This window comes from Clostridium zeae (assembly GCF_017312485.1).
GTDB classification, from domain to species: Bacteria; Bacillota; Clostridia; order Clostridiales; family Clostridiaceae; genus Clostridium_AR; species Clostridium_AR zeae.
The window spans coordinates 84,071-105,927 of sequence record NZ_BMBA01000002.1; the positions used below are offsets into that span (position 1 = coordinate 84,071).

General features: G+C 30.2%; 21 protein-coding genes and 1 other annotated feature. Of the genes, 1 reads left to right on the top strand and 20 read right to left on the bottom strand.

Annotated features, from left to right (window positions below):
- Positions 1–9 precede the first annotated feature (9 nt).
- From J3477_RS09775 to J3477_RS09850, 16 genes are all read right to left on the bottom strand, one after another.
- On the bottom strand, positions 10–1,677 hold the full coding sequence (locus J3477_RS09775; RefSeq protein ID WP_206869782.1) for a ribonuclease J: 1,668 nt from the start codon (positions 1,675–1,677) through the stop codon (positions 10–12).
- Between the two features lie 43 nt (positions 1,678–1,720).
- The gene (locus J3477_RS09780) at positions 1,721–2,179 is read right to left on the bottom strand and encodes a Fur family transcriptional regulator (RefSeq protein WP_200274227.1); all 459 of its coding nucleotides are present in this window, start codon (positions 2,177–2,179) and stop codon (positions 1,721–1,723) included.
- Positions 2,180–2,196: 17 nt separating this feature from the next.
- Positions 2,197–2,457 carry a DUF1292 domain-containing protein gene (locus J3477_RS09785; RefSeq protein ID WP_206869783.1) on the bottom strand — a complete coding sequence of 87 codons (261 nt, stop codon included), beginning with the start codon at positions 2,455–2,457 and terminating at the stop codon, positions 2,197–2,199.
- 51 nt (positions 2,458–2,508) lie between these two features.
- Positions 2,509–2,925: a Holliday junction resolvase RuvX gene (gene ruvX, locus J3477_RS09790; RefSeq protein ID WP_183276797.1), complete on the bottom strand. Its 417-nt coding sequence runs from the start codon at positions 2,923–2,925 to the stop codon at positions 2,509–2,511.
- A 319-nt stretch (positions 2,926–3,244) separates the two neighbouring features.
- Positions 3,245–3,502: an IreB family regulatory phosphoprotein gene (locus J3477_RS09795; protein WP_183276796.1), complete on the bottom strand. Its 258-nt coding sequence runs from the start codon at positions 3,500–3,502 to the stop codon at positions 3,245–3,247.
- 152 nt (positions 3,503–3,654) lie between these two features.
- Positions 3,655–6,294 carry an alanine--tRNA ligase gene (gene alaS, locus J3477_RS09800; RefSeq protein WP_206869784.1) on the bottom strand — a complete coding sequence of 880 codons (2,640 nt, stop codon included), beginning with the start codon at positions 6,292–6,294 and terminating at the stop codon, positions 3,655–3,657.
- Between the two features lie 49 nt (positions 6,295–6,343).
- Positions 6,344–6,519: a binding site (T-box leader), on the bottom strand.
- Positions 6,520–6,661: 142 nt separating this feature from the next.
- Positions 6,662–7,687, bottom strand: a complete 1,026-nt coding sequence (locus J3477_RS09805; RefSeq protein WP_206869785.1) for an AI-2E family transporter — start codon at positions 7,685–7,687, stop codon at positions 6,662–6,664.
- Positions 7,674–8,171 carry a PRC-barrel domain-containing protein gene (locus J3477_RS09810; protein ID WP_206869786.1) on the bottom strand — a complete coding sequence of 166 codons (498 nt, stop codon included), beginning with the start codon at positions 8,169–8,171 and terminating at the stop codon, positions 7,674–7,676. The genes J3477_RS09805 and J3477_RS09810 overlap by 14 nt, the downstream gene beginning before the upstream one ends.
- 165 nt (positions 8,172–8,336) lie before the next feature.
- Positions 8,337–8,942: a GNAT family N-acetyltransferase gene (locus J3477_RS09815; protein WP_206869787.1), complete on the bottom strand. Its 606-nt coding sequence runs from the start codon at positions 8,940–8,942 to the stop codon at positions 8,337–8,339.
- Between the two features lie 376 nt (positions 8,943–9,318).
- Positions 9,319–11,145, bottom strand: a complete 1,827-nt coding sequence (locus J3477_RS09820; protein WP_206869788.1) for an ABC transporter ATP-binding protein — start codon at positions 11,143–11,145, stop codon at positions 9,319–9,321.
- Entirely contained in the window at positions 11,138–12,868 is a 1,731-nt protein-coding gene (locus J3477_RS09825) for an ABC transporter ATP-binding protein (protein WP_206869789.1), read from the bottom strand. The genes J3477_RS09820 and J3477_RS09825 overlap by 8 nt, the downstream gene beginning before the upstream one ends.
- A complete protein-coding gene (locus J3477_RS09830; RefSeq protein ID WP_206869790.1) occupies positions 12,868–13,320 on the bottom strand; it encodes a MarR family winged helix-turn-helix transcriptional regulator in 453 nt (150 codons plus the stop codon). The genes J3477_RS09825 and J3477_RS09830 overlap by 1 nt, the downstream gene beginning before the upstream one ends.
- A 358-nt stretch (positions 13,321–13,678) precedes the next feature.
- Positions 13,679–13,963: a DUF3846 domain-containing protein gene (locus J3477_RS09835; protein WP_206869791.1), complete on the bottom strand. Its 285-nt coding sequence runs from the start codon at positions 13,961–13,963 to the stop codon at positions 13,679–13,681.
- A 251-nt stretch (positions 13,964–14,214) separates the two neighbouring features.
- On the bottom strand, positions 14,215–14,934 hold the full coding sequence (locus tag J3477_RS09840) for an SGNH/GDSL hydrolase family protein (RefSeq protein ID WP_206869792.1): 720 nt from the start codon (positions 14,932–14,934) through the stop codon (positions 14,215–14,217).
- A 128-nt stretch (positions 14,935–15,062) separates the two neighbouring features.
- The gene (locus tag J3477_RS09845) at positions 15,063–15,380 is read right to left on the bottom strand and encodes an Imm53 family immunity protein (protein WP_206869793.1); all 318 of its coding nucleotides are present in this window, start codon (positions 15,378–15,380) and stop codon (positions 15,063–15,065) included.
- A 204-nt stretch (positions 15,381–15,584) separates the two neighbouring features.
- Positions 15,585–16,928 (bottom strand): aminotransferase-like domain-containing protein, encoded by a 1,344-nt coding sequence (locus J3477_RS09850; RefSeq protein ID WP_206869794.1) that lies wholly within the window; start codon positions 16,926–16,928, stop codon positions 15,585–15,587.
- Positions 16,929–17,067: 139 nt separating this feature from the next.
- Between J3477_RS09850 and J3477_RS09855 the strand changes: the two genes are divergently transcribed.
- Positions 17,068–17,895, top strand: coding sequence for a DMT family transporter (locus J3477_RS09855; protein ID WP_206869795.1), 828 nt, complete (start codon positions 17,068–17,070; stop codon positions 17,893–17,895).
- A gap of 140 nt (positions 17,896–18,035) precedes the next feature.
- On the opposite strand, the gene J3477_RS09860 is transcribed toward J3477_RS09855, so the two are convergent.
- The 4 genes from J3477_RS09860 to J3477_RS09875 form a co-directional block, all read right to left on the bottom strand.
- Positions 18,036–19,202: an anti sigma factor C-terminal domain-containing protein gene (locus J3477_RS09860; protein WP_206869796.1), complete on the bottom strand. Its 1,167-nt coding sequence runs from the start codon at positions 19,200–19,202 to the stop codon at positions 18,036–18,038.
- A complete protein-coding gene (locus J3477_RS09865; RefSeq protein WP_206869797.1) occupies positions 19,192–19,704 on the bottom strand; it encodes an RNA polymerase sigma factor in 513 nt (170 codons plus the stop codon). The genes J3477_RS09860 and J3477_RS09865 overlap by 11 nt, the downstream gene beginning before the upstream one ends.
- A gap of 422 nt (positions 19,705–20,126) precedes the next feature.
- Complete coding sequence (locus J3477_RS09870; RefSeq protein WP_206869798.1) at positions 20,127–20,642, bottom strand: GNAT family N-acetyltransferase; 516 nt, start codon at positions 20,640–20,642, stop codon at positions 20,127–20,129.
- 183 nt (positions 20,643–20,825) lie between these two features.
- A complete protein-coding gene (locus J3477_RS09875; RefSeq protein WP_206869799.1) occupies positions 20,826–21,734 on the bottom strand; it encodes a helix-turn-helix transcriptional regulator in 909 nt (302 codons plus the stop codon).
- Positions 21,735–21,857 lie beyond the last annotated feature (123 nt).

Consider the following 21,857-nt stretch of genomic DNA (forward strand, 5'->3'; position numbering starts at 1 on the left):
CCCCCAGTATTATATTTCCATTATTATTGGTAATATCATAGGTTTTCTCTTAGTTTTCTCATACAAGAAAACTCTTAATTCATTTTTCATGTTAGACTTCATAGTAGCCCAGTCAGAAACTTTATTTTCTTCACATTGTCTAAGTACTGTTTTTACAATCTCCTTAGCCTGATCCATTAAATCTTCTGACTCTCTTACGTAAACAAAACCTCTTGATATTATATCTGGTCCTGCAATTACATTGCCACTTTCTCTTTCGATAGTAACAACTACTGTAAGTATGCCATCTTGTGATAAGTGTTTTCTATCTCTAAGAACTATATTACCTACATCTCCAACACCCAATCCATCAACAAAAACGTTTCCTGAAATTACAGTTCCATTCTTTCTTAGATTATCTCTTGTAATTTCAATAACATCTCCATTTTCAGGAATTAAGAAATTCTTAGGCGGCAATCCTAGCTTTACAGCAAGTTCACCGTGCTGCTTTAGATGTCTATACTCTCCGTGAACAGGTATAAAGTACCTAGGTTTTGTTAATGTATGCATAAGTTTTAGTTCTTCTTGACATGCATGCCCAGAAACATGAACACCTGCAATAGATTCATATATTACCTCTGCACCTTTTTTGAATAATTGATTTACTATTCTTGATACAAATTTTTCATTACCAGGTATAGGAGTAGCTGATATTACAACCAAATCTCCTTCTACTATATTTATCTTTTTATGCTCAGATGAAGCCATTCTCGCTAAAGCTGACATTGGTTCACCTTGACTTCCAGTAGTTATTATTACAAGCTTATCATTTGGATACTTATTAATATTATCTAGAGTTATTAAAACCTCTTTATCAATTTGCAAATATCCAAGCTCAATAGCAACTTGAACAATATTTTCCATGCTTCTTCCTGAAACCGCTACTTTTCTCTCATTTGCTTGAGCCGCAGTTATTATTTGTTGAATTCTATGGATATTAGAAGCAAAAGTTGCAACTAATATTCTTCCCTTAGCCTTTGCGAACATTTTTAAAAAATTGTCACCTACAATGCTCTCAGACATAGTATATCCCGGCTTTTCAACATTTGTACTATCAGCCATCAGCGCAAGTACACCTTTTTTCCCAAGTTCTGCAAATCTAGCCAAATCAATTACTTCTCCATCAATTGGAGTATAATCGATTTTAAAATCACCAGTATGCAATATAACTCCCATTGGGGTATGAATTGCTATAGCTACCGAATCAGCTATACTGTGATTTGTCTTTATAAATTCAACCGAAACCGAATCAAGTTTGATAACATCCTTTGGCTTTACTACTATACGTTCTGTAGTACTTAGAAGACCGTGTTCCTTTAATTTGCTTTCAACTATACCTAATGTTAACTTTGTTCCGTATATAGGTATGTTAAGTTGCTTAAGCACATAAGGCAATGCACCGATGTGATCTTCATGTCCATGTGTTAGGAATATACCTTTAACTTTGTCTTTATTCTTTAGTAAATACGTTATGTCTGGAATTACGATATCTATTCCGAACATATCTTCTTCTGGAAATTTTAATCCGCTGTCTATGACGATTATATCATCTTTAAACTCAATGGCAGTCATGTTTTTTCCAATTTCATTTGTGCCACCTAAAGGAATGATTTTCGCCTTTAGTTTTTCACGCTTCATATGTCCCCTCCTTTAGATTTATTTAATTTTTTATTATAAAGCTTTATATGTCTTTATCAACACATTCGCTGCATAAGCCATAAAATTTCACGCTGTGATCCATTATTTTGAAGTCGCATTTTTTTTCAATTAGTTCTTCTAAATCATCAAGTAAATCCGCTTCAACTTCAATTACCTTACCACAGTTATTGCAAACTAAATGATGGTGTCTATGATGCTCATCATCATGAGCCATTTCATATCTTGCACTTCCATCATTTAAATCAAGTCTATATATTATCCCCATCTCTTCTAGAAGTAGGATAGTTCTATATACAGTAGCTAATCCTATCTCAGGACAACCTACTTTAACTTCATCATAAATTTCTTCAGCTGTAAGATGCTTGCCTTTATTTAATAGAATCGTATCTACAATTGCTCTTCTTTGCGGAGTCAATTTGTAGCCTTTCTTTTTCAAATCTTCTTTTAATTGATTATAGTCTTTTGATGATACCTGTGACATGCTAAAACCTCTCTTTATTAATTTAAGTCATCTGCAAAAAGAGTTTCATACGCTTCTGCAACCATTGCAAATTCTTCCTCATCTTCCACTGTTATCAAAGCATCATTTCCCTCTTCATCTGCAACGATTTTTAAAGCGATTGCGTCATCTTCTGATCCATCTACTGGAACTACGATTACGTATTCATTTTCTTCAATATCAAGTTTTGTAATAACCTCAAATTCAGTTTCAATTCCATCTTCATCTAGCAATACTATTGTATCAATATTATTTTCCATTAAAAAACACTCCTTTTATATTGTATTTTAATTTTATTGAATGAAAGTCAATTATTGCTTTGCCAATCTATCAAGATAACCTTGAAGGATAAATGTAGCTGCAATCTTATCAACTATCTTTTTTCTTTTATTTCTTGATAAATCCGCTTCTAGCATTGCACGATGAGCCGCAACAGTAGTAAGTCTCTCATCCCAAAATTCAATTTTAGGGTTGAATAATTCAACAAGTCGTTTTCCAAAATCTTGAGCCATTTCGCCTGAAGGACCAATTGTTCCATTCATGTTTTTAGGAAGTCCTATAACAATGAGCTCTGCATTGTACTCATCAAAGATTTTCTTCACTTCTTCGAGATCATATCTGAAGTTTTTTCTTCTAATCGTTGTGATTCCTTGAGCAGTAAATCCTAAAGGATCTGATACTGCCACCCCAATAGTTTTTTGTCCAAAATCTAATCCTATTATACGCATCGTCTTCTCCTATAGGGACTATTAACAATACTTATTTATAAGGTTTACTTAAATATATGAATTAAATTAATATCCATATATATATTGTGTAAATAAAATTTATTTTATTTAAGAGGTTAGATTGATTATTATATAGTTTTATAAGTTACAGGTATCTTAATATAATTTTAAAAAAGATTCTTAATTAAATATTAATTTCCCCTATAAGTTAAATAATAACCTTCTTAATGAAAAAAAATTCAATTATACCCAAAGTAAAAACTTAAAAATAAATTTTATTATATTTTATAACATTAAAGGGTACCCAAATGGGCACCCTCTATTTTATCTCTAGATAAGATTTTATTACCTCTTCAAGAATTTCATCTCTTTCAAGTTTTCTTACCAAAGCCCTTGCACCATTGTAATTTGTGATGTAAGTAGGGTCTCCTGAAATTAAATAACCTACAAGTTGATTTACAGGGTTGTAACCTTTTTCTTTTAAAGAATTATAAACCTCATTCAAGATAGCCTTCGTCAAGTCTTTTTTATTCTTTGTAAAGTCAAATTGCATTGTATGATCTAAATTATTTGCCATAAGTTCGCTGCTTAAAGTTGCAGCTTCACCCCCTTACTGGTTCACATGAAAAAATTATTTAAATATCATATAAATTAGTATTAACCTACTAACAATTGTTTATTCTGTTTTATGTTTAATATAATTATAAATGATATTTATGGAAATGTACACTATTTTACCAATAATTCTACTAACTCATTTACTTTCGCTAACGCCTCGTTTAGCTTTTCTGGGTTCTTACCTCCAGCTTGAGCCATATCTGGTCTTCCGCCACCGCCACCGCCAGCGATTGTTGCTACTTCTTTTATTATCTTACCACAATGTATTCCTTTTTCTATAGCATCTCTAGTTGCCATAGCTACAAGGTTAACTTTTCCGTCAGATGCACTTCCTAGAACAACTACTCCATTACCAACTTTGTTTCTTATCTTATCAGCTAAATCTCTAAGCGCATTTCCATCAAGGCCTTCAACAGTTGAAGCTACAACTTTTACACCTTTAATTTCTTTAGCACTATCTATAATATCATTTTCAGAACCTTGAACCATCTTAAGCTTAAGCTCTTGTATTTCTTTTTCTTTTTCTTTTAAATCAACAGTTTGTGAATGTAACTTTCTTAAAATATCTTTTTCATTACATTTAAGTGTTGAAGTAACTTCTCTTATGATTTCACTTTTGCTTTCAAAATGTTTTATTGCATTAAAGCCAGTTAACGCTTCTATTCTTCTTATTCCTGCTGCAACACCAGTTTCAGAGACTACTTTAAATAATCCAATTTGTCCTGAATTGCTTACATGAGTACCTCCACAAAGTTCTTTTGAGAAATCACCTATGGATACAACTCTAACTTCATCACTGTATTTATCATCAAATAAAGCCATAGCTCCACTGTTCTTTGCTTGATCTATAGTCATTACATCTGTGCAAACAGAGTATGCTTCCATTATTTTTTCATTTACCATAGTTTCAACTTTATCTAACTCTTCAGCTGATAATGCTGAGAAATGAGTAAAGTCAAATCTTAGTCTTTCACTATCTACATATGATCCAGATTGATTTACATGCTCACCAAGCACTTCTCTTAATGCTTCATGAAGCATATGAGTAGCTGTATGATTCTTGCATATACTGTTTCTTCTTATATTATCAACTTCAAGACTTACAGTATCATTAACTTTAACAGTACCATAAGTAACCTTTATAACATGATAAATCTTTCCACCAGGATTCTTCTTACAATCTAAAACTTCCGCTCTAAATCCTTCTCCAGTTATTACTCCAGTATCTCCTACTTGACCACCCATTTCAGCATAGAATGGTGTTTTATCAACAACTAAGAAACCTTCTTCACCTTCTGATAACTCTTCTTTGAATTCTGTAGTATCTGAAAGTAAAAGTACTATTCCTTGATGTTTTATTGTTCCATAACCATCGAAGTTTGTGCTTATAGTTGATTCTATTTTATTTACAGGAATCTCATCACTACCCATGTAGCTTGTAGTTCCTCTTGCAGCTCTTGCTCTCTCTCTTTGTTCCTTCATTTCTTTATTAAAGCCTTCAAGATCTACCTTCATGCCTTTTTCTTCAAGTATTTCTTCAGTTAACTCTAATGGAAATCCATAAGTATCATATAGTTTGAATACTTTTTCTCCTGAAAGAACTTCTCCTTTAGCAGCTTCAAGTTCTCCTATATAGCCTTTAAGTATATCCATTCCGCTGTCTATAGTTTCATTAAATCTTTCTTCTTCTAATAAGACTACTTTCTTTATATAATGTGCCTTTTCTAAAAGTTCAGGATAACCACTTGAATAATTTTCAACAACTGAATCAACTATTTTAGTTAAGAATAAATCTTTAATTCCTAGTAATCTTCCATGTCTAGCAGCTCTTCTAAGAAGTCTTCTTAAAACATAACCCCTTCCTTCATTTGAAGGTTGAACTCCATCACATATTAGCATAGTTACACCTTTTACGTGATCAGTTATTATTCTTAAAGAAATATCTTTATTGTCATCTGATTTATATTCTACATTTGCTATTTTACTTACAGTTCCTAATATATTTTTAACGGTGTCAATCTCAAAAATATTATCTACACCTTGCATAATAGTAGTAATTCTTTCAAGTCCCATACCTGTATCAATATTAGGCTTAGCTAATCTGTTGTAATTTCCATCTTCGTCTTTATCAAATTGAGTGAAAACTAGATTCCAGAATTCTACTACTCTATCTTCATCTGCTGCCTTTACAAACTCTTCTACAGAAGTAATCTTCCCATCACCTCTGTCAAAGTGTATTTCTGTACATGGTCCACATGGTCCAACTCCTATTTCCCAGAAGTTATCGTCTTTACCTAGTCTAAATATTCTACTTGGATCTACATCTGTTTTAGAAGTCCATATATCGAAAGCTTCATCATCTTCTAAGTATATAGTCACATATAATTTATCTTTAGGTATAGAAAGAGTTTCAGTTATAAATTCCCATGCCCATGGAATTATTTCGTTCTTAAAATAATCTCCAAATGAAAAGTTTCCGAGCATTTCAAAGAAAGTACCATGTCTTGAAGTCTTTCCTACATTTTCTATATCACCAGTTCTTATACACTTTTGACAAGTAGCCACTCTCTTTCTTGGTGGTTCTTCAACTCCCGTAAAATATGGTTTTAAAGGTGCCATACCAGCATTTATTAAAAGTAAGCTCTTATCATTCTTTGGTACTAATGAGAATGATGGCATTACTAAATGATCTTTACTTTCAAAAAACTTTAGATATGCATCTCTTAATTCGTTTGCTCCCATGTATTTCATATTATTTCCTCCATTCTTATATATGCAAATAAAAAAAGCCCTCATCCCAGCAAGGGACGAAAGCTATACTTCCGCGGTACCACCCTAATTATGTACTTAAATAAATACATCTCTTAAGAAAAGTGCTCTAAGATAGCTTTCAATAATTATGCTAAGAAGTTTTCACCAACCACTTCTTCTCTTTGTAGCCATAATTTATCTACTTATTCTTGTCATCACACCGTTATTAACTTTATAGGCAAATTATATGATAATGTTTTATCTCTGTCAATATTTACTTAAAAATATGCTCAATTTATGGTTTATATTGTAATAATGTTGATTATTCGGGAGTAGATATTTCTTTGTCAATGTCTATTTATTATATCTAGTACATATGATAATCAATATCTTCATAAATAACTTTGATTATTACTCCTATAGGTATTGCGAGAATCATTCCAAAAAAGCCACCAATTTTTTCACCTATTAGTAAGAGTATTATTATTAACAGCGGATGCATTTTTATACTTGAAGCTGTTATTTGAGGGGAAATCAAGTTTCCTTCAACCTGCTGTATTATAAAAAGCAATATAGTAGCGTATATAGCTTTGGTTGGTGACTGAATTAAAGCTACTAAAATTGCAGGTATTGCACCGATCAGTGGGCCAAAATAAGGTATTATGTTTACCACTGCATTAAAAATTGATAACAAAATAGGAAACTGTATTTTCAAGCATACGAGCACAAAGAAAGTAAGTATTCCAATTATTATGCATAATACAAACTGACTAAATATATATCTACCTAAAGCCTTATCAATATCACTTATTATTCTTTTAATAATAGATCTTTTTTTTATTGGAACTAATAGTAGAAGCTTATTTTCTATGATATTGCCTTCAGCCAAAAAATAGTAACTTACAACTGGAACAACTGCAAGAGAAAGCAAATTTTCACTAAAATCTACTAAGCTATCAAAAGCCTTCTCAGAAAAATTGCTTAACGCTACATTTAACCTTTCGTTAATTTGCACACTTAGAGTATCAAAAATTCCATATTGACTCATATGCACTTTCGAATTAACCCAGTTTACTAACCTCTCTACAGAGTTCATTATAGTTTCTATATTTGCACCTTCTTTAAAAAGTGAAGGAATTACTCCTACTACTATAATCATCACAAAGCTAAATAAAGCTAAAATAATTAAAGCTGCTCCAAGCTTCTTATTTATCTTGGTCTTTTCCATGCTGTACATTAAAAGTGGTTTTAATGTATATGAAACAATAAAGGAAAAAATGATAATAAAGATAACTTCTCTTATAATCCTTAATTTAATATATAGAACCACAACTATTAGGATTATTGCCGCTAATATCAAATTGATTATAACTTTTTTACTAGGTTTCTTCATAGCAATCTCCTTTTGTAAAGTTATGTGGTATTGACTTTAATATCACATTATAGCTTCCATAATACAAAATAAACTTTTCCCCTAGTATGATTTGATTTAGCAACACTATATTCTTTCCTTTTATCAACTTGTTTATAAAACCAGAAGATATTATTAGTCCCTTAATGGTATAATCCGATGGATCAATAACTATATCCTCAACTACCCCTACTATCTCACCACATTTGTCTACTACATCCATACTTTTAATCTTACAAAAAGGAAGACCTTGCACCTTACTGAATTTATCAAATATCAAACTTTTATTTAGCGTTATTATATCTTGTATATTTATAAAGTTTTCTTTTTTTAACCCTCTTCTATTTACTTCAAAGCCTTTAAGTTTTCCATTGAAAAAATCAATATATATTTCTTTTATGGAACCTAGCTTTCTACCTTGTATATTATATGCATTCACATATTCAAAGTCTTTAATTCTTTGCATCTTCATCACCCTTAAATATTTAAGAGTAGTATTCACCAAAACAATTAAAATAATACCATAATTATGAAATTACTATATACTTACCAATCATCATTAAAAATTTCTTATTTGAAATCATGAAAACTTTCTTAGTAATTTTTAAGTGAAGTAGCCTGTTTTTATAATTTATAAAAAGTCTTTAAGATTAAATTGATTATCAATATACTTTTGTCTAAATTCATCTTCTAAAATGCTCATAGTTACTAAATCATAATATCTATGATTGAAATACCAGCCATCTCTCTTTATTCCTTCTTTTTTAAAACCTACTTTTTCATATAATTGTATTGCCCTTTCATTAAAAATCAAAGCTTCAAGTTCAATTCTATGGAGATTAAGCATACCGAACCCATAATGCAATGCTAGAAATAACGCTTCAGTTCCATATCCTTTGCTAAAATCCTCCTTCTTAAACATACAAATCCTGAGACCGCTACTTCTATTATTTCTATAAATATCGTTTATAACAACTTCGCCTACTATCTTCTTTGTTATTTTTGAAAATATAATAAAATCTACTCTGCTACTATCTAAAGATATATTTTGCAGATAGCTTTCTACATCTGTTTTACTAAACACCTGTTGTGTTCCAGTAAAAATTGTTGTTTCTATATCTCCTTCATTAAATGTCCTACAATATTCATCTTCATATTCTTTTCCTAGCTTTTTTAGAAACACCTTTTCTCCACTAAGTTCCAATAATTCTTTAACATTAATACTCTTTTTAATCATATTCCATCTCCCTATCCATTTATAAAACTTTTATCTAACTTATTGAATCAAGTAATCTACTTGTTATCTTTTGTACAAATTTCTTTCCTAAATACTCTAAGTGTAGTCTTCCATGTAAGTAAATTTTATTTTCACTAAATTTATACAGATGTAAGTCATATTAACCTATTTTTTTATACTTTCTTGTAAAGAAAAAAGTATTATAAATAAAAACATATTATTTATAATACTTTCTAAGCATCTTAGTTAAATTGTATAATGTGAGCAAAACAAGCTCAACCTCATCTATAATTCTGTATAGATTTCGAGCATTTTTCTAACAACTTTAAATAATTCTTATTTATATTTCTAAACAAAATAGATTCTACAAAGAATTCTATATGCTCATCCCCGTATTAAACTGACTGTTGTAAAGATTATAATAAAAACCTTTATTATCTATTAACTCATCATGATGTCCATTTTCAATAATTTCTCCATCTTTTACAACAACTATTTTATCAGCATTTCTAATTGTACTTAATCTATGAGCGATTACAAAAGTTGTCTTTCCCTCCATAAGCTTTAGCATTGCCTCCTGAATATGAACTTCAGTACGTGTGTCAATGGATGAAGTTGCTTCATCTAAAATAAGAATAGATGATTTAGCAAGTACTGCTCTTGCAATGGCAAGCAGCTGTCTTTGTCCCTGAGATAAATTACTTCCATTATCAGATAACACTGTATCATAACCTTCAGGTAGTTGTTTTATGAACAAATCCGCATTTGCAAGCTTTGCAGCATTTTCAACTTCACTATCAGTTGCAGTTATTCTACCATATCGTATGTTTTCTCTTACTGTATCTGAGAAAAGAAAAGTATCCTGAAGTACTATTGATATTGTTTTCCTAAGACTTTTTCTTCTTATACCTTCAATATTCATTTTATCTATGGCTATCTCACCACTGTCTATATCATAAAATTTATTTAATAAATTTATAATAGTTGTTTTACCTGAACCAGTAGGTCCTACAATAGCTATTGTCTCTCCTTTTTTAGCTTTAATATTAATACCTTTTAGTATAGCTTTTTCTTTATTATATGAGAAATGAACATCTTTTAAATCTACTTCACCATCAATACTCTCTATTATCTTAGCATCCTTTAAGTCTTGTTCTGGCTTTTCATCTAATACTTCAAATATTCTCTCAGCTCCTGCTAGCGCAGATTGGATACTATTGAATATGTTTAAAATCTCATTGATAGGCCTTGTAAAATTCCTCATATACAGGATAAACGTAAGCACAATACCTACAGTAATATGCGCTCCATGAAGCATAAGGTATCCACCACTTACTGCCACAACTAAATACGTTAAGTTATTTACAAAATTATTTACCGGCCCCATAATTCCAGATAACCCCTGAGCGAATATAGCACTTTTAGTAAGTCTTTTATTTATTTTAGAAAATTCCTCTTTTACATGTTCTTCTTTAGAAAAAAGTAAAATTGCTTTCTGACCAGAAACCATTTCTTCAATATATCCATTTAAATTACCTAATTCCTTCTGTTGAGTTATAAAAAAGGGCTGAGTTTTACTTACTACTAGTTTTGTCATGACAAACATTATAGGGGTTGTTAAAAGTCCTACCAAGGTCAGTATTGGACTTAAAATTAGCATAGCTATTAGCATCCCTAATATATTAATCACACCAGAAAATAGCTGAGTTATATTTTGAGAAAGAGTAGTATTTATGTTGTCCACGTCGTTAGTAAGTCTACTCATCAAATCTCCACTAGAATGAGAATCAAAATACTTTAAAGGTAAGTTCTGCATGGTTTTAAATAAATCTTTTCGTATATCAGCGGAAGTCTTTTGAGCTATGTTTACCATTATTTTATTTTGAATATACGTTGAAGCTATACCAACGATATAGATGTAGCCTAGAATTATACAAATCTTTAAAAGTCCTTGCATATCACCTTTTTCTATAAAATTATCTACCGTGTATCCATTAAGCCTTGTACCAGTGATAGTTATTAAAGTAGTTATAATACAAAGTATAAAAACAACCACCATAATTTTTTTCTTATCCATTAGATATGATAAAATTCTTTTTACAGCCCCGAGTGGATCTCTAAGTTTTTCAGACTTTTTGTTAAACCAGTTCATGTGACCTGGTCCCCCTGGTCTAACTACTGATAATTCTTTATGACTAGGCATTTAATACAACCTCCTCTCCAAGCTGTGAGATAGCAATACTTCGATATATCTCACTGATATTTAGAAGTTCTTTATGAGTACCCATTGATGATATTTCCCCATTATCAAGAACAAGAATCTTATCTGAATCCATTACTGCCGAAATTCTTTGTGCTATGATTAGCACAGTACTTTTTTCCATTCTTACATTTAATGCTTTTTGTAGCTTTGCTTCAGTTGCCATGTCTAAGGCACTAGATGAATCATCCATTATTAATATATTAGGATTTTTTATCAACGTTCTTGCTATAGAAAGTCTTTGTTTCTGTCCACCAGATAAATTTTTACCTCTTTGCTCTACCACACTTTTATATCCGGTCTCTTTAGCCGTAATAAACTCATTTGCTTGTGCATCCTTAGAAGCACTCTCCATCATATTAAAATCACACTCTGCAGCACCAAACTTTAAATTATCTTCAATAGTTCCTGAGAAAAGTATGCTTTCTTGAAGCACAACTCCAATCTTTTCTCTTAAATCCTTCATTTTTAATTCCCGTACATTTACACCACCAATTAAAACCTCACCAGAAGTAGCGTCATATAATCTTGGTATAAGGCTTACAAGTGAGCTTTTACCTGCACCTGTGGCTCCTATTATACCTATCTTTTCTCCTTCTAAAACTTTAAAACTTATGTTTCTAAGAACATGCTCACTATTATCATTGTATTTAAACGATACATTTTTAAATTCTATATCGAAGTTTTTTATTTTCTTAGAATTGTTTTTCTCTTTTATAGAAGATTTAGTTTCTAATACTTCATTTATTCTTTCCGCAGATGCCGTAGCTCTCGAAAAGCTTAGAACTCCCATTATTACCATCATGAGAGAGTTCATAATTTGAATAAGGTAATTTATAAAAGCCATTATTTTTCCTATCTCAATTGATCTTTTAAAAACCATATTTCCGCCAAACCATAAAATGCAAATTATACTTACATTCATTACAAAGGTTACTATAGGCCATAATATAATATTCATATTCTGAGCTTTGACACTCTTGTCCATTAAATCATCATTAACCTCATCAAATCTTTGGCATTGTTTTTCCTCCATATTAAAGGCTTTAATTACACGAACTCCTAGTATATTTTCACGCATTACTACATTTATCTTATCAATCCTTTGTTGAACAGCTAAAAACAACGGAAAAGACTTCTTCACAATAACCATAACTGAGACCAACAAAACTGGCACAGCCCCTAAAAATATAAATGATAACTTTATGCTAAGAGCTACTGACATCACGATACCGCCAATACACATAAGAGGGGCACGAACCATCATTCTTAAGGCCATTAGCATCATATTTTGAATCTGAGTAACATCATTAGTTAACCTTGTAATTAGAGAAGAAGTCTTAAACTTATCGATTTCTAAAAAAGATAAGGTTTGTATTCTGTCAAAAAGCCCCTGTCTAACCTTCTCCCCCATGCTCATAGCTGCCATTGATGCAAAAATCGAACAAGCACTTCCACCAATTAGCCCAATTAGAGCTACTAATAACATCTTTGCTCCAACATTAAAAACATAAGAAAGATTCCCGTTAGCAACTCCAATGTCTATAATGTCTGCCATTAGTTTAGGTTGTGTAAGATCCATTGTTACTTCTAAAAGCATTGCAATTGGTGCTATCACTGCCCATAAAATCGCTTTGCCTTCTAAAAATTTTAAAAGCTTTCTCATCACTTCTTATCTCCTTTTAGCAAATTTTCATGTAATTGAATTAGTATCCTCTCCGCATCTAATATATCTTGTGTTGAAAAACCTGAAACGCATATTTTATCTAGACTTTCAAACACATTTCTTACTTCCTTTTGCTTCACCTTACCTTCCTCAGTTAAAAAAACATTTAATATTCTTTTATCATTAGCATTTTGCGTCCTATGAATAAGCCCAGCCTTCTCCATATTAGTTAAAAGACTAGTTACTGTTGCAGGCTCTATATTACAGCTACTTGCAATCTCTCTTTGAATGCAACCATCATTGAGGTAAAGATAATCTAATATCTTTGGTTGTCCTTCAGTCAATCCAATACTTTGAAAAGCCTCGTGAGCTTTTCTTCGGTGAAGCTTAGATAATTTTATAATCAATTTATGTAATTTCACAGCCTCTAAGTCTCTTTCCAAACTATTCATCTATAGCCCTCCAAACAAAAATATAATAGTTAGACATCTAATAATTAGATATCTAACTATTATATTTTATCATATTTGTTAATTTATGAAACTATTACTTTCATTCTAAAATTTTTTATTTTTAATAGATTAGTCTTAAATTCTTTTTCTATAAAAATCTACGGAACATACTCTTATCAGTACCTAGGTACTAAATCAACAAATTATTTCATGAATTAAAAGTTAATGGACTACCAATATTAGTTTTTTGAATTTTGAAAATATTATTCTTATACTAATACTTTCTCCCTATAGTCTCTTCATATTAACTCATTTATTTTAATTCACTGTAAAACCTCATGCTAGTAAATCGATCTCATTAAATCGTATCTTTTAAAAATGTATTGATGATATAATCAATTTGTTCATCATACAAGGATACTATTTTACCGTATTGAAGACCAACCAAAATAAAATCATTATTTATATTGAGTCTATTATTAGGTTCCAAATTAGAAATACTCTCTCTTTTACATATAGCAGCAAAAGAATCTTCATTGAAAAACATTTTCATGTACCCATCCATTAAGGTATTCAGTATCTCTATTTGCTCCATTTCATAAATATATGGCTCTTTATTAACCTCACATACAATAACTTTCATTACTCTCCCCCTCAGGTATAAATATTTATTTGTACTACAGGGACAGTAGTCCATCAACAGTGTTGGCTTATTTTTTCTATAAAACCAACATATGTAATATTATCAAAAGTCATGTAAAATTAAAAAGTCAATATATTCCAAGTTTTCGCTTTAGATACCATAAATTTTTATATTTTCCTTTATGGAAAAAACAGCTTAAATTTCCCTTAAGTAATCTAAGCTGTTTTTGTACTTTAACAAATCTATTCAATTTAATTACCTTGAAGTATGTAACCATACTTTTCTCTTACAAATTTTAGAATAGTTTGAGCTATTATACTATGACCTTCTTCATTTGGGTGTATTCCGTCAATACATAAAAATCTGCTATAATCTATATATTTAAGAAATTCAGATCTTACATCAATTATAGTAGTCATTGTCTTTTCTGCCACTTCTTTTATGGTATCATTATAAAGATTATGCCATTTATAGATTCTATCTTCATTTCCAAGCCACTTTAATATGTTACCTTCAAAATTTTTATCTTCTCTTGTAATCCATTTAAAATATTTCTCAGAATCTAGCGGTGGTAAAGTCATTAATATTGGAGTTGCCCCTGAATTCTTTACTGTTTCAATCATATTAAGTAATATATTCTTAAAGGTTGGTATATCTGTATTAGGCTCATGTTCTACATTAGGATTTTCGGCTACATCCTTCCAATTAAAGTCACAATCATTTCCACCAAATTCTATAAGAACTATATCTGGTGATTTTTTTATCACATCACTATAGATCTTACTTATTCCTCTTTTTATTGTATTTCCGAACTTTCCAGCATTATATACAGTTCCATTTATACTACTGCTTACTAAGTTTACAAAACAGTCTTTTATATTTGTATATCTTGACTTGTCACAATCGTATACTACTCCTCTAGTTATAGAATCTCCATATACAACCACACTATAGTTCTCTTTATATTCCATACAATTCACCTCTTAAAATTATAATTATCCTTTAGATATCCAACTTATAATAAACTTATATTTTCAAACTCTCTTATCAAAAATCAGGATAGTTTTGAAAATAGTTTTCAGTTTGAAGTGGTACATCTTTAATACTGTTCTGCAAGTTTTGATATTTGAGTTTCTCTATTACTAAGCCATCTATTAAATATTTCTAAGATCTCCTCTAAGTTCTCAGCTCCACCAAAACCTTTAAATATTTGGTTTTCTTTAAAACATCGTACCCAGTTATTTGAGCTTTTATGTATATCTACTGGATCAAAGATTTTACCTTCATATTCTGTATTAAACAAATCTATAAATACATTCCAATTTCCATCTTCAGCCGTAACTATTTGAATTCCAGTTCCAAGCCCACACTTTTTATTTTTTTTATATAAATCTTGAAGAATATCTATATTTATCATAAAGTTTCTCCTCTATTGAACAAATTTTATTTTATATAAATATTGTATCATGTAATCTAAAATAGTCAATACGTAGTTTGTAAAACTACGTAAAATTATATTTATGTTTAAATTTGTTGATTATCAAACCGTAATGATTATATAATAAGCAAAAAACATGTTGATTATCACTAACCAACATGCTTCTACTAACAGTCTATATTTTTATAGTAATCTCTGAATTACTTGTCCAATTATCTTTAGTCCAAGCTTTATTTCATATTCTTCAAGATTTGCTATACATAGCCTTATATGTTTTGCGTTATTCTCTTCTTTGATAAAAAACGTAACACCTTCATCTACATAAACATTATTCTTATTTAAGCACTCAATTAATATCTTCATATTTATGCCATCAGGTATTTTAATCCAAATAAAAAATCCGGTTTTAGGTATAAATATTTCACTTTGAATAACTTGCTCTAAATTTAAGGAAGTAATGCACTTTTTTACGAATTCCATCTTTTTCAAGTATCCTAACTTAACTTTTCTTACATGATTACTAAGCATTCCACTTTTAATAAAAATCTCTAAAGCTCCCTGAGAAAGCACAGAAGTATTTAAATCATAGCATGTTTTGTATTTAAGAAATTCTTTAGTCAAGTATTTAGGAAGTATAGCTGCCCCTATTCTTATTCCAGGCATGAAGGTTTTAGAAAAACTTCTCACATAAATGACTCTTTCGTATACATCATAATAGTACATTGATAAATTTTTATTATTCACATTTATATCTGCCAAGTAATCATCTTCTATTATATAAACATTATACTTTTCAGCTAAATCAACTATTTTTCTTTTTTCTTTTTCCGAATAACTGGTTCCTAATGGATTATGAAATCTAGGTATAGTATAAAAAAACTTAACATTTTCATTCTTAAAGATTTTCTCTAATTTCAATAAATCTATTCCATTTTTATCTCTTTCTATTCCTATTAAATCCACCCCTTCAAGCTCAATAAGTTTTTGTATAACCCCATAAGTTGGTTGCTCTACTAAAATAACTTTTTTATTATTAGAAAAATTCATTTTGCATAGTATACTTAAGGCCTGTTGAGCTCCAGTAGTAATAACTATATTTTCATAAGATGAAAATATCTGTTCCTTTTCTAGATATTCACAAAGATTAATTCTTAAAGATTTTAATCCCTGAGCTTCACCATAAGAAAACAAACTTTGTTTATAATTTTCCACTGCCTTGTTTATGCAGTGATTAAATTCTTTATATGGAAGAAGCTTATTGTGTGGAAATACCTTTGTAAAATCAATCTTTTCACCTTCTATACTCTCATGTTCTAATTGCTCCACTAAATAATATCCACTTTTAGGAATTGAGTATATCATATGCTCAGCCTCTAATTCGGAATAGGCCTTTATTATAGTTGATTTGTTGCAATTATGCTCTTTTGCTAGAACTCTTATAGCAGGCAATCTTTGTCCTTGCTTTAGCTTCTTTTCTTTTATCAAATCTTTTATGTACAATTTAATAGCTTCATACTTTTTTTCCATAAACCGCACTCCTTGTTACTTAAATCTTAATATAAAATATATCTTTGTACCAGTACAAAAGCATCTTTTATATAATTGTACCGCTTATTATTTAATATTATAATTTCAGCAAATGAAGTTTTTATATAAAGGAGTTCGCATGAATATTAAGAAAAAAGCCTTATTATATCTTATTCTAGCATCAATACTATGGAGTATTGGTGGACTTTTTATAAAATTGATACACTGGAACCCAATCGCCATTGCTGGTGCCCGAAGTGGAATTGCGTCGTTAGTAATGCTGCTTTATTTAAGAAAACCTATAAATATAAAAGATAAAACCAAATTATTCGGAGCATTAAATTATTCATGTTTATTTATTTTATTTGTTACTGCCAACAAATTGACTACTTCAGCTAATGCTATATTACTGCAATTCACAGCACCAATATGGGTTGTTCTATTTTCAAAAAAATTTTTAAAGGAAAGCATAAAAAATTATGATTTGTTAACAATCTTTTTTGTCTTTATAGGAATGATTCTTTTCTTTTTAGGCAATCTTAACACTGGAAATATGCTCGGAAACCTTTTAGCAATTTTAAGCGGTGTCGCTATGTCTGGAGTTGTTATTTTCTTAAAACTCCAAAAAGAAGGCTCCCCTACAGAAATGGCACTGTTAGGAAATATAATAACCTTTTTAATAGCTATACCATTTTTTCTTCCTTTTCTACCAACCCTACAAAATGTTCTAGCTTTATTAGTACTTGGAATATTTCAGGTAGGTATTTCCTATATACTTTACACAAATGCAGTTAAATATGTATCCCCTATAGAAGCTATACTAATTCCAGTACTTGAGCCTCTATTAAATCCAATTTGGGTATTTATTTTTACTAAAGAAGCTCCTGGATTCAATTCACTAATCGGTGGATTAATTGTAGTACTAAGTATTACGTTAAGAGAAGTCTATATTCATAAAAAATTATAAATAAAAGCTGTAACCTATGGGTTACAGCTTTTTTATATAATTCTATAAATTATCGCTTAAAAATCGCAGCTTTATTTCGTTATGAAATTCTCTTCCACCTTCATGACCATTAAAAGGAGATATTTTTTAGATTTATGGAATTAGTATTTATCTGCAATTACACCAAAGATACTTGCTTTTATATGTGGATTATTTTTCAATACTTTAAGTTGGTCCACTGACCCAGTAACCACTATTCCTCCAGTTTTTATGACCTTTGAATCATACTTTAGAGCACTATTTGAATCATTTTCCTGCACTATATTTAGTTCTTTTTTTAAATAGTTCACTTCATCACTCTTAATAGCATTTAATTCATTCTTACTATAATTATTTCTGTATAAACTTTCTACAAATTTATCTACAGGCTTATCAAGCTTATACCCATTTAGATCTATAGCTTTTATCCCAATAGCACTATCTTCAGAAACCACACGTCTAAACAATCCATCTTTTCTCGTACCATTATAACCTTCTCTTATATTTTTTGTATCACTTTCATCACTTTTCACTATATTTTTCTTCTGCTCATCAGAAAGAGTATCCACCCAATACCAGGTTATATCTACGCCTTTTGGAATCATCCCATTTACTTCTTCTATTGAATAGTACTTATCAAAAGATAAAGCTACCTCAGCTATTTTTTTATTATCTACTTCGTCTAACTTTTGCAGATCATTTCTATACAAATCCTTGTAATCACTAAAAGGATAGAAAAACATCATCTTTCTTTGACCAAGAGAGTTAAAAAAATCTACCTCCTTAAGCTGATCATGAAGACTTTCTGGGGTTATTGTACTTACTCCTTTTCCTAAAATATTAACATGCGCTTCTTGTTCTCTCTCTGTTATAAGATTTTCTTTTAAGTTGAATTCTCTTTCAATAGGCTCAGTTGCAACTACATTTTGCCCTATAACTTTATAGGTGTCATATTTTAGATTTGCAGAAAGAAATCCTTTGTTATAAGCTAACTGACCTAAATATCTATTAGGATGCATTATTTCGTATTCTTTTTCTATATCCTCTGCTACACTACTCTTTTTGTCTAATAGCTTCAAATCAATTCCATTGATTGTGGTCTGAACTTTTGCATCTATATTTTTTATTACTACTTTAGTTGCTACCATATACAATATAGATGAAATAATTGCAATGATAATAGCAAAGATTCCTATTGATTTTAGTTTTGCCTTCAATATAACCTTTCTAGTGTTCTTATTTTTAACATCAAACAAATCATCAATTTTGTTTTCAAAATCATCTTTCATAATTCAATTCCTCCCAAACTTTTATAAATTGCTTACGGGCTCTAAACAAATAATTTTTCACAAGATTCTCATTTATATCTAGCAGAGCCCCGATTTCCTTATAACTTAAATCCATATCATATTTAAGCAAAAGTAAATTTTTGAACACAGGTTTTAAGTTATCCATTACAACTGAGATTTGTCCGCTAATCAAACTATTAATAATTATAGCTTCGCAATCCTCTTCACTAGCTAAATTGTTAAGAAAAGTACCATCATCCACATTTGCAGAAGGATATCTTGCACCTTTCCTACACAAATCATAAAATTCATTTAGTGCCACTCTAAATAACCAAGCATCAACTTTTTTAATGTCAATCCCAGCTAAATTATTTATTAGCTTTATAAAGCAATTTTGAACAATATCTTCAGCATCATGATGATTGCATCCATTCTTAATTAAATATTTATATACTATAAGAAATTTTTCTTTTAAGACTTTGTTAAGTTCTTCATTGTACATCACTTTCTCCTAGCTAAATTTGAAAATACTTCACACTAAACTGCATGCATATTAGTTTTTTGAGTCTACATATAAATAACGCTCAATAGTCTAAAATGTTAGCAGTTAATGGCAAAAAAATTATAACATTATTTTATTTTATAGGACAGGCTAGATTTTTATTTAGTAGCCATTAAAGCAATGTGTTGAAATTAAGCTATTAGTCATCCGACGCTTTAATGAGTTTACGCATAATTATTCACAGCTTTCATTGAATTATATTTTTCTAAAAAACAAAAATACACCGTATTACTCTTATAAGAATAATACGGCGTTGAAATATTCTAAACATTACACTTTATATATTTTTTTACTTCTAAAAACTTATTATCTAGTTTGCTTCTTTAACACAACTTGCTAAACAGGTGGGCTAAGCCTTGCTATTAATTATTTGATAAAATTTTATATTCATATAGCTCTTCATTTTCTTCTTCATCAATAACAATCCCAAGTAATAATCCATTATTCTTCTCTATAATCTTTTTCGATCCTAAATTGTTTGTATTACAAGTGACTACTGGCTCTTCTATTCCAATTTCTCTTGCCTTTTCAATGGCTTGTCTTAATATTTCTGAACCATACCCTTTATTTCTAAAGCTAGGTGATATATCATATCCTATATGCCCAGCTCCCTTTATTTCCTCATGCCTCACCCTAACTACTCCAACAACATTATTATTATCTAGTAGCCAATAATTTGTGGTTCTTACTGAATCCTCAGGTACATCAATACCCTCAGAAAGCTTATATAATTCTTCCAAGTACTCATCAAAATTTTCTATTGCTTTCTTATATTTTTCAAAGTAGTAATTATCCTCTGTATTTTTATAAGAAAACGCATACTCTTGAAAGCTCTTTTCATAATCCTTGCTAGGCAATACTAAAGTTGTTTCTTTCATACATAACCTCCATTTTATTTAAATTAACTACTTATCGTTTTATCGTAATTATATCATGATTATACAGATTTTTATGTAATTCAAGCTTAAGATTAAATTGCTTTTTATATCAATTTTATATTTATTAATCTTACTAAGACAAAAAGCCCTATATTCACGAAATATAGAGCTTCAAACTTATTATTATAGATTTAATTGTCTAACTGGCCGCGCTTCTATATAACCTCTATAGCCCATTGGTGCAAGCTGAAATCTTGGTGCTTCTTCGTCAGCCCATTGAAAGCCATAAACCTTAGGATCATATTTTTTCATTGTATCCCATAGCTTACCTATTTCCTCACCAAAGTTTTCATCATCATAAGGAGTTCCTTGAAAAACCATCATTTTACATGGTGGTAGTTCTATCAAATCGAATCCTTCTGGTATTTCACCAGAGTACGTAACTGGCACCTCAACTCCTTGGCAATATTCTGAAGTACCAGCCTTACGTAACCCCATAGGTAGCCACATCCCAATAGGCTCATACAAAGCTTCTTTTATTCCACAAAGTACATCCCACACTTCACAACCTACTTCTTCACAATACTCAAAATAGTGAGTAGCTTTGATACCTCTCTTTAGTATTACCTTTCTCTCTGGACGGTCAACTACTTGAACAAAAACAGTATTTGAGCTTTGATTTTCAGCCATAATATTCACTCCTCTTTCAAATGTAAGGTAATTCCCACGGATATTTTCTGGTATAAAGAACTTAATTAGCGGTTGCTTATTACAGTAATTGCTTGGAGTAATTCCAAACTGTTTTGAAAAGGCTCTTGTAAAACCTTCATGAGAATCAAATACAAAATCAAATGCTACATCAGTAATTTTATTTTCTTTGTTTCTTAACATTAATGCAGCCTTTGACAATCTAGCAACTCTGATATAATCAAAAGGTGTCTTACCAGTGATTTCTTTAAATATTCGAGCAGCATACCAAACTGAATATTGAGCTTCTTTTGCCAACATATTTAATGTAATTGGTTCGTTAATATGGTCTTCAATATAATTTACCATACGAGCAACAGCACTTTTCTTCTCCAAATTCTCCATGCTCTCACCTCCTAAAATAAGGATATCATGGAATAAGTCCCTCTTACTTGACCTGTGTTGTCAATCTTACACTCTAACACTAACCTTTTTGTTTCTCTGATAACTCTTTGAAAAGTTCTATTA

Coding starts and splice junctions, on each gene's coding strand:
- J3477_RS09860 (WP_206869796.1), bottom strand. CDS start 19,202: ATGAAAGATGATTTTGAAAACAAAATTGATGATTTGTTTGATGTTAAA.
- J3477_RS09810 (WP_206869786.1), bottom strand. CDS start 8,171: ATGCAAAGAATTAAAGACTTTGAATATGTGAATGCATATAATATACAA.
- J3477_RS09870 (WP_206869798.1), bottom strand. CDS start 20,642: ATGAAAGAAACAACTTTAGTATTGCCTAGCAAGGATTATGAAAAGAGC.
- J3477_RS09775 (WP_206869782.1), bottom strand. CDS start 1,677: ATGAAGCGTGAAAAACTAAAGGCGAAAATCATTCCTTTAGGTGGCACA.
- J3477_RS09865 (WP_206869797.1), bottom strand. CDS start 19,704: ATGTACAATGAAGAACTTAACAAAGTCTTAAAAGAAAAATTTCTTATA.
- J3477_RS09845 (WP_206869793.1), bottom strand. CDS start 15,380: ATGATAAATATAGATATTCTTCAAGATTTATATAAAAAAAATAAAAAG.
- J3477_RS09830 (WP_206869790.1), bottom strand. CDS start 13,320: ATGAATAGTTTGGAAAGAGACTTAGAGGCTGTGAAATTACATAAATTG.
- alaS (WP_206869784.1), bottom strand. CDS start 6,294: ATGAAATACATGGGAGCAAACGAATTAAGAGATGCATATCTAAAGTTT.
- J3477_RS09840 (WP_206869792.1), bottom strand. CDS start 14,934: ATGGAATATAAAGAGAACTATAGTGTGGTTGTATATGGAGATTCTATA.
- J3477_RS09795 (WP_183276796.1), bottom strand. CDS start 3,502: ATGGCAAATAATTTAGATCATACAATGCAATTTGACTTTACAAAGAAT.
- J3477_RS09850 (WP_206869794.1), bottom strand. CDS start 16,928: ATGGAAAAAAAGTATGAAGCTATTAAATTGTACATAAAAGATTTGATA.
- J3477_RS09825 (WP_206869789.1), bottom strand. CDS start 12,868: ATGAGAAAGCTTTTAAAATTTTTAGAAGGCAAAGCGATTTTATGGGCA.
- J3477_RS09785 (WP_206869783.1), bottom strand. CDS start 2,457: ATGGAAAATAATATTGATACAATAGTATTGCTAGATGAAGATGGAATT.
- J3477_RS09780 (WP_200274227.1), bottom strand. CDS start 2,179: ATGTCACAGGTATCATCAAAAGACTATAATCAATTAAAAGAAGATTTG.
- J3477_RS09820 (WP_206869788.1), bottom strand. CDS start 11,145: ATGCCTAGTCATAAAGAATTATCAGTAGTTAGACCAGGGGGACCAGGT.
- J3477_RS09815 (WP_206869787.1), bottom strand. CDS start 8,942: ATGATTAAAAAGAGTATTAATGTTAAAGAATTATTGGAACTTAGTGGA.
- J3477_RS09875 (WP_206869799.1), bottom strand. CDS start 21,734: ATGGAGAATTTGGAGAAGAAAAGTGCTGTTGCTCGTATGGTAAATTAT.
- ruvX (WP_183276797.1), bottom strand. CDS start 2,925: ATGCGTATAATAGGATTAGATTTTGGACAAAAAACTATTGGGGTGGCA.
- J3477_RS09805 (WP_206869785.1), bottom strand. CDS start 7,687: ATGAAGAAACCTAGTAAAAAAGTTATAATCAATTTGATATTAGCGGCA.
- J3477_RS09835 (WP_206869791.1), bottom strand. CDS start 13,963: ATGAAAGTTATTGTATGTGAGGTTAATAAAGAGCCATATATTTATGAA.
- J3477_RS09855 (WP_206869795.1), top strand. CDS start 17,068: ATGAATATTAAGAAAAAAGCCTTATTATATCTTATTCTAGCATCAATA.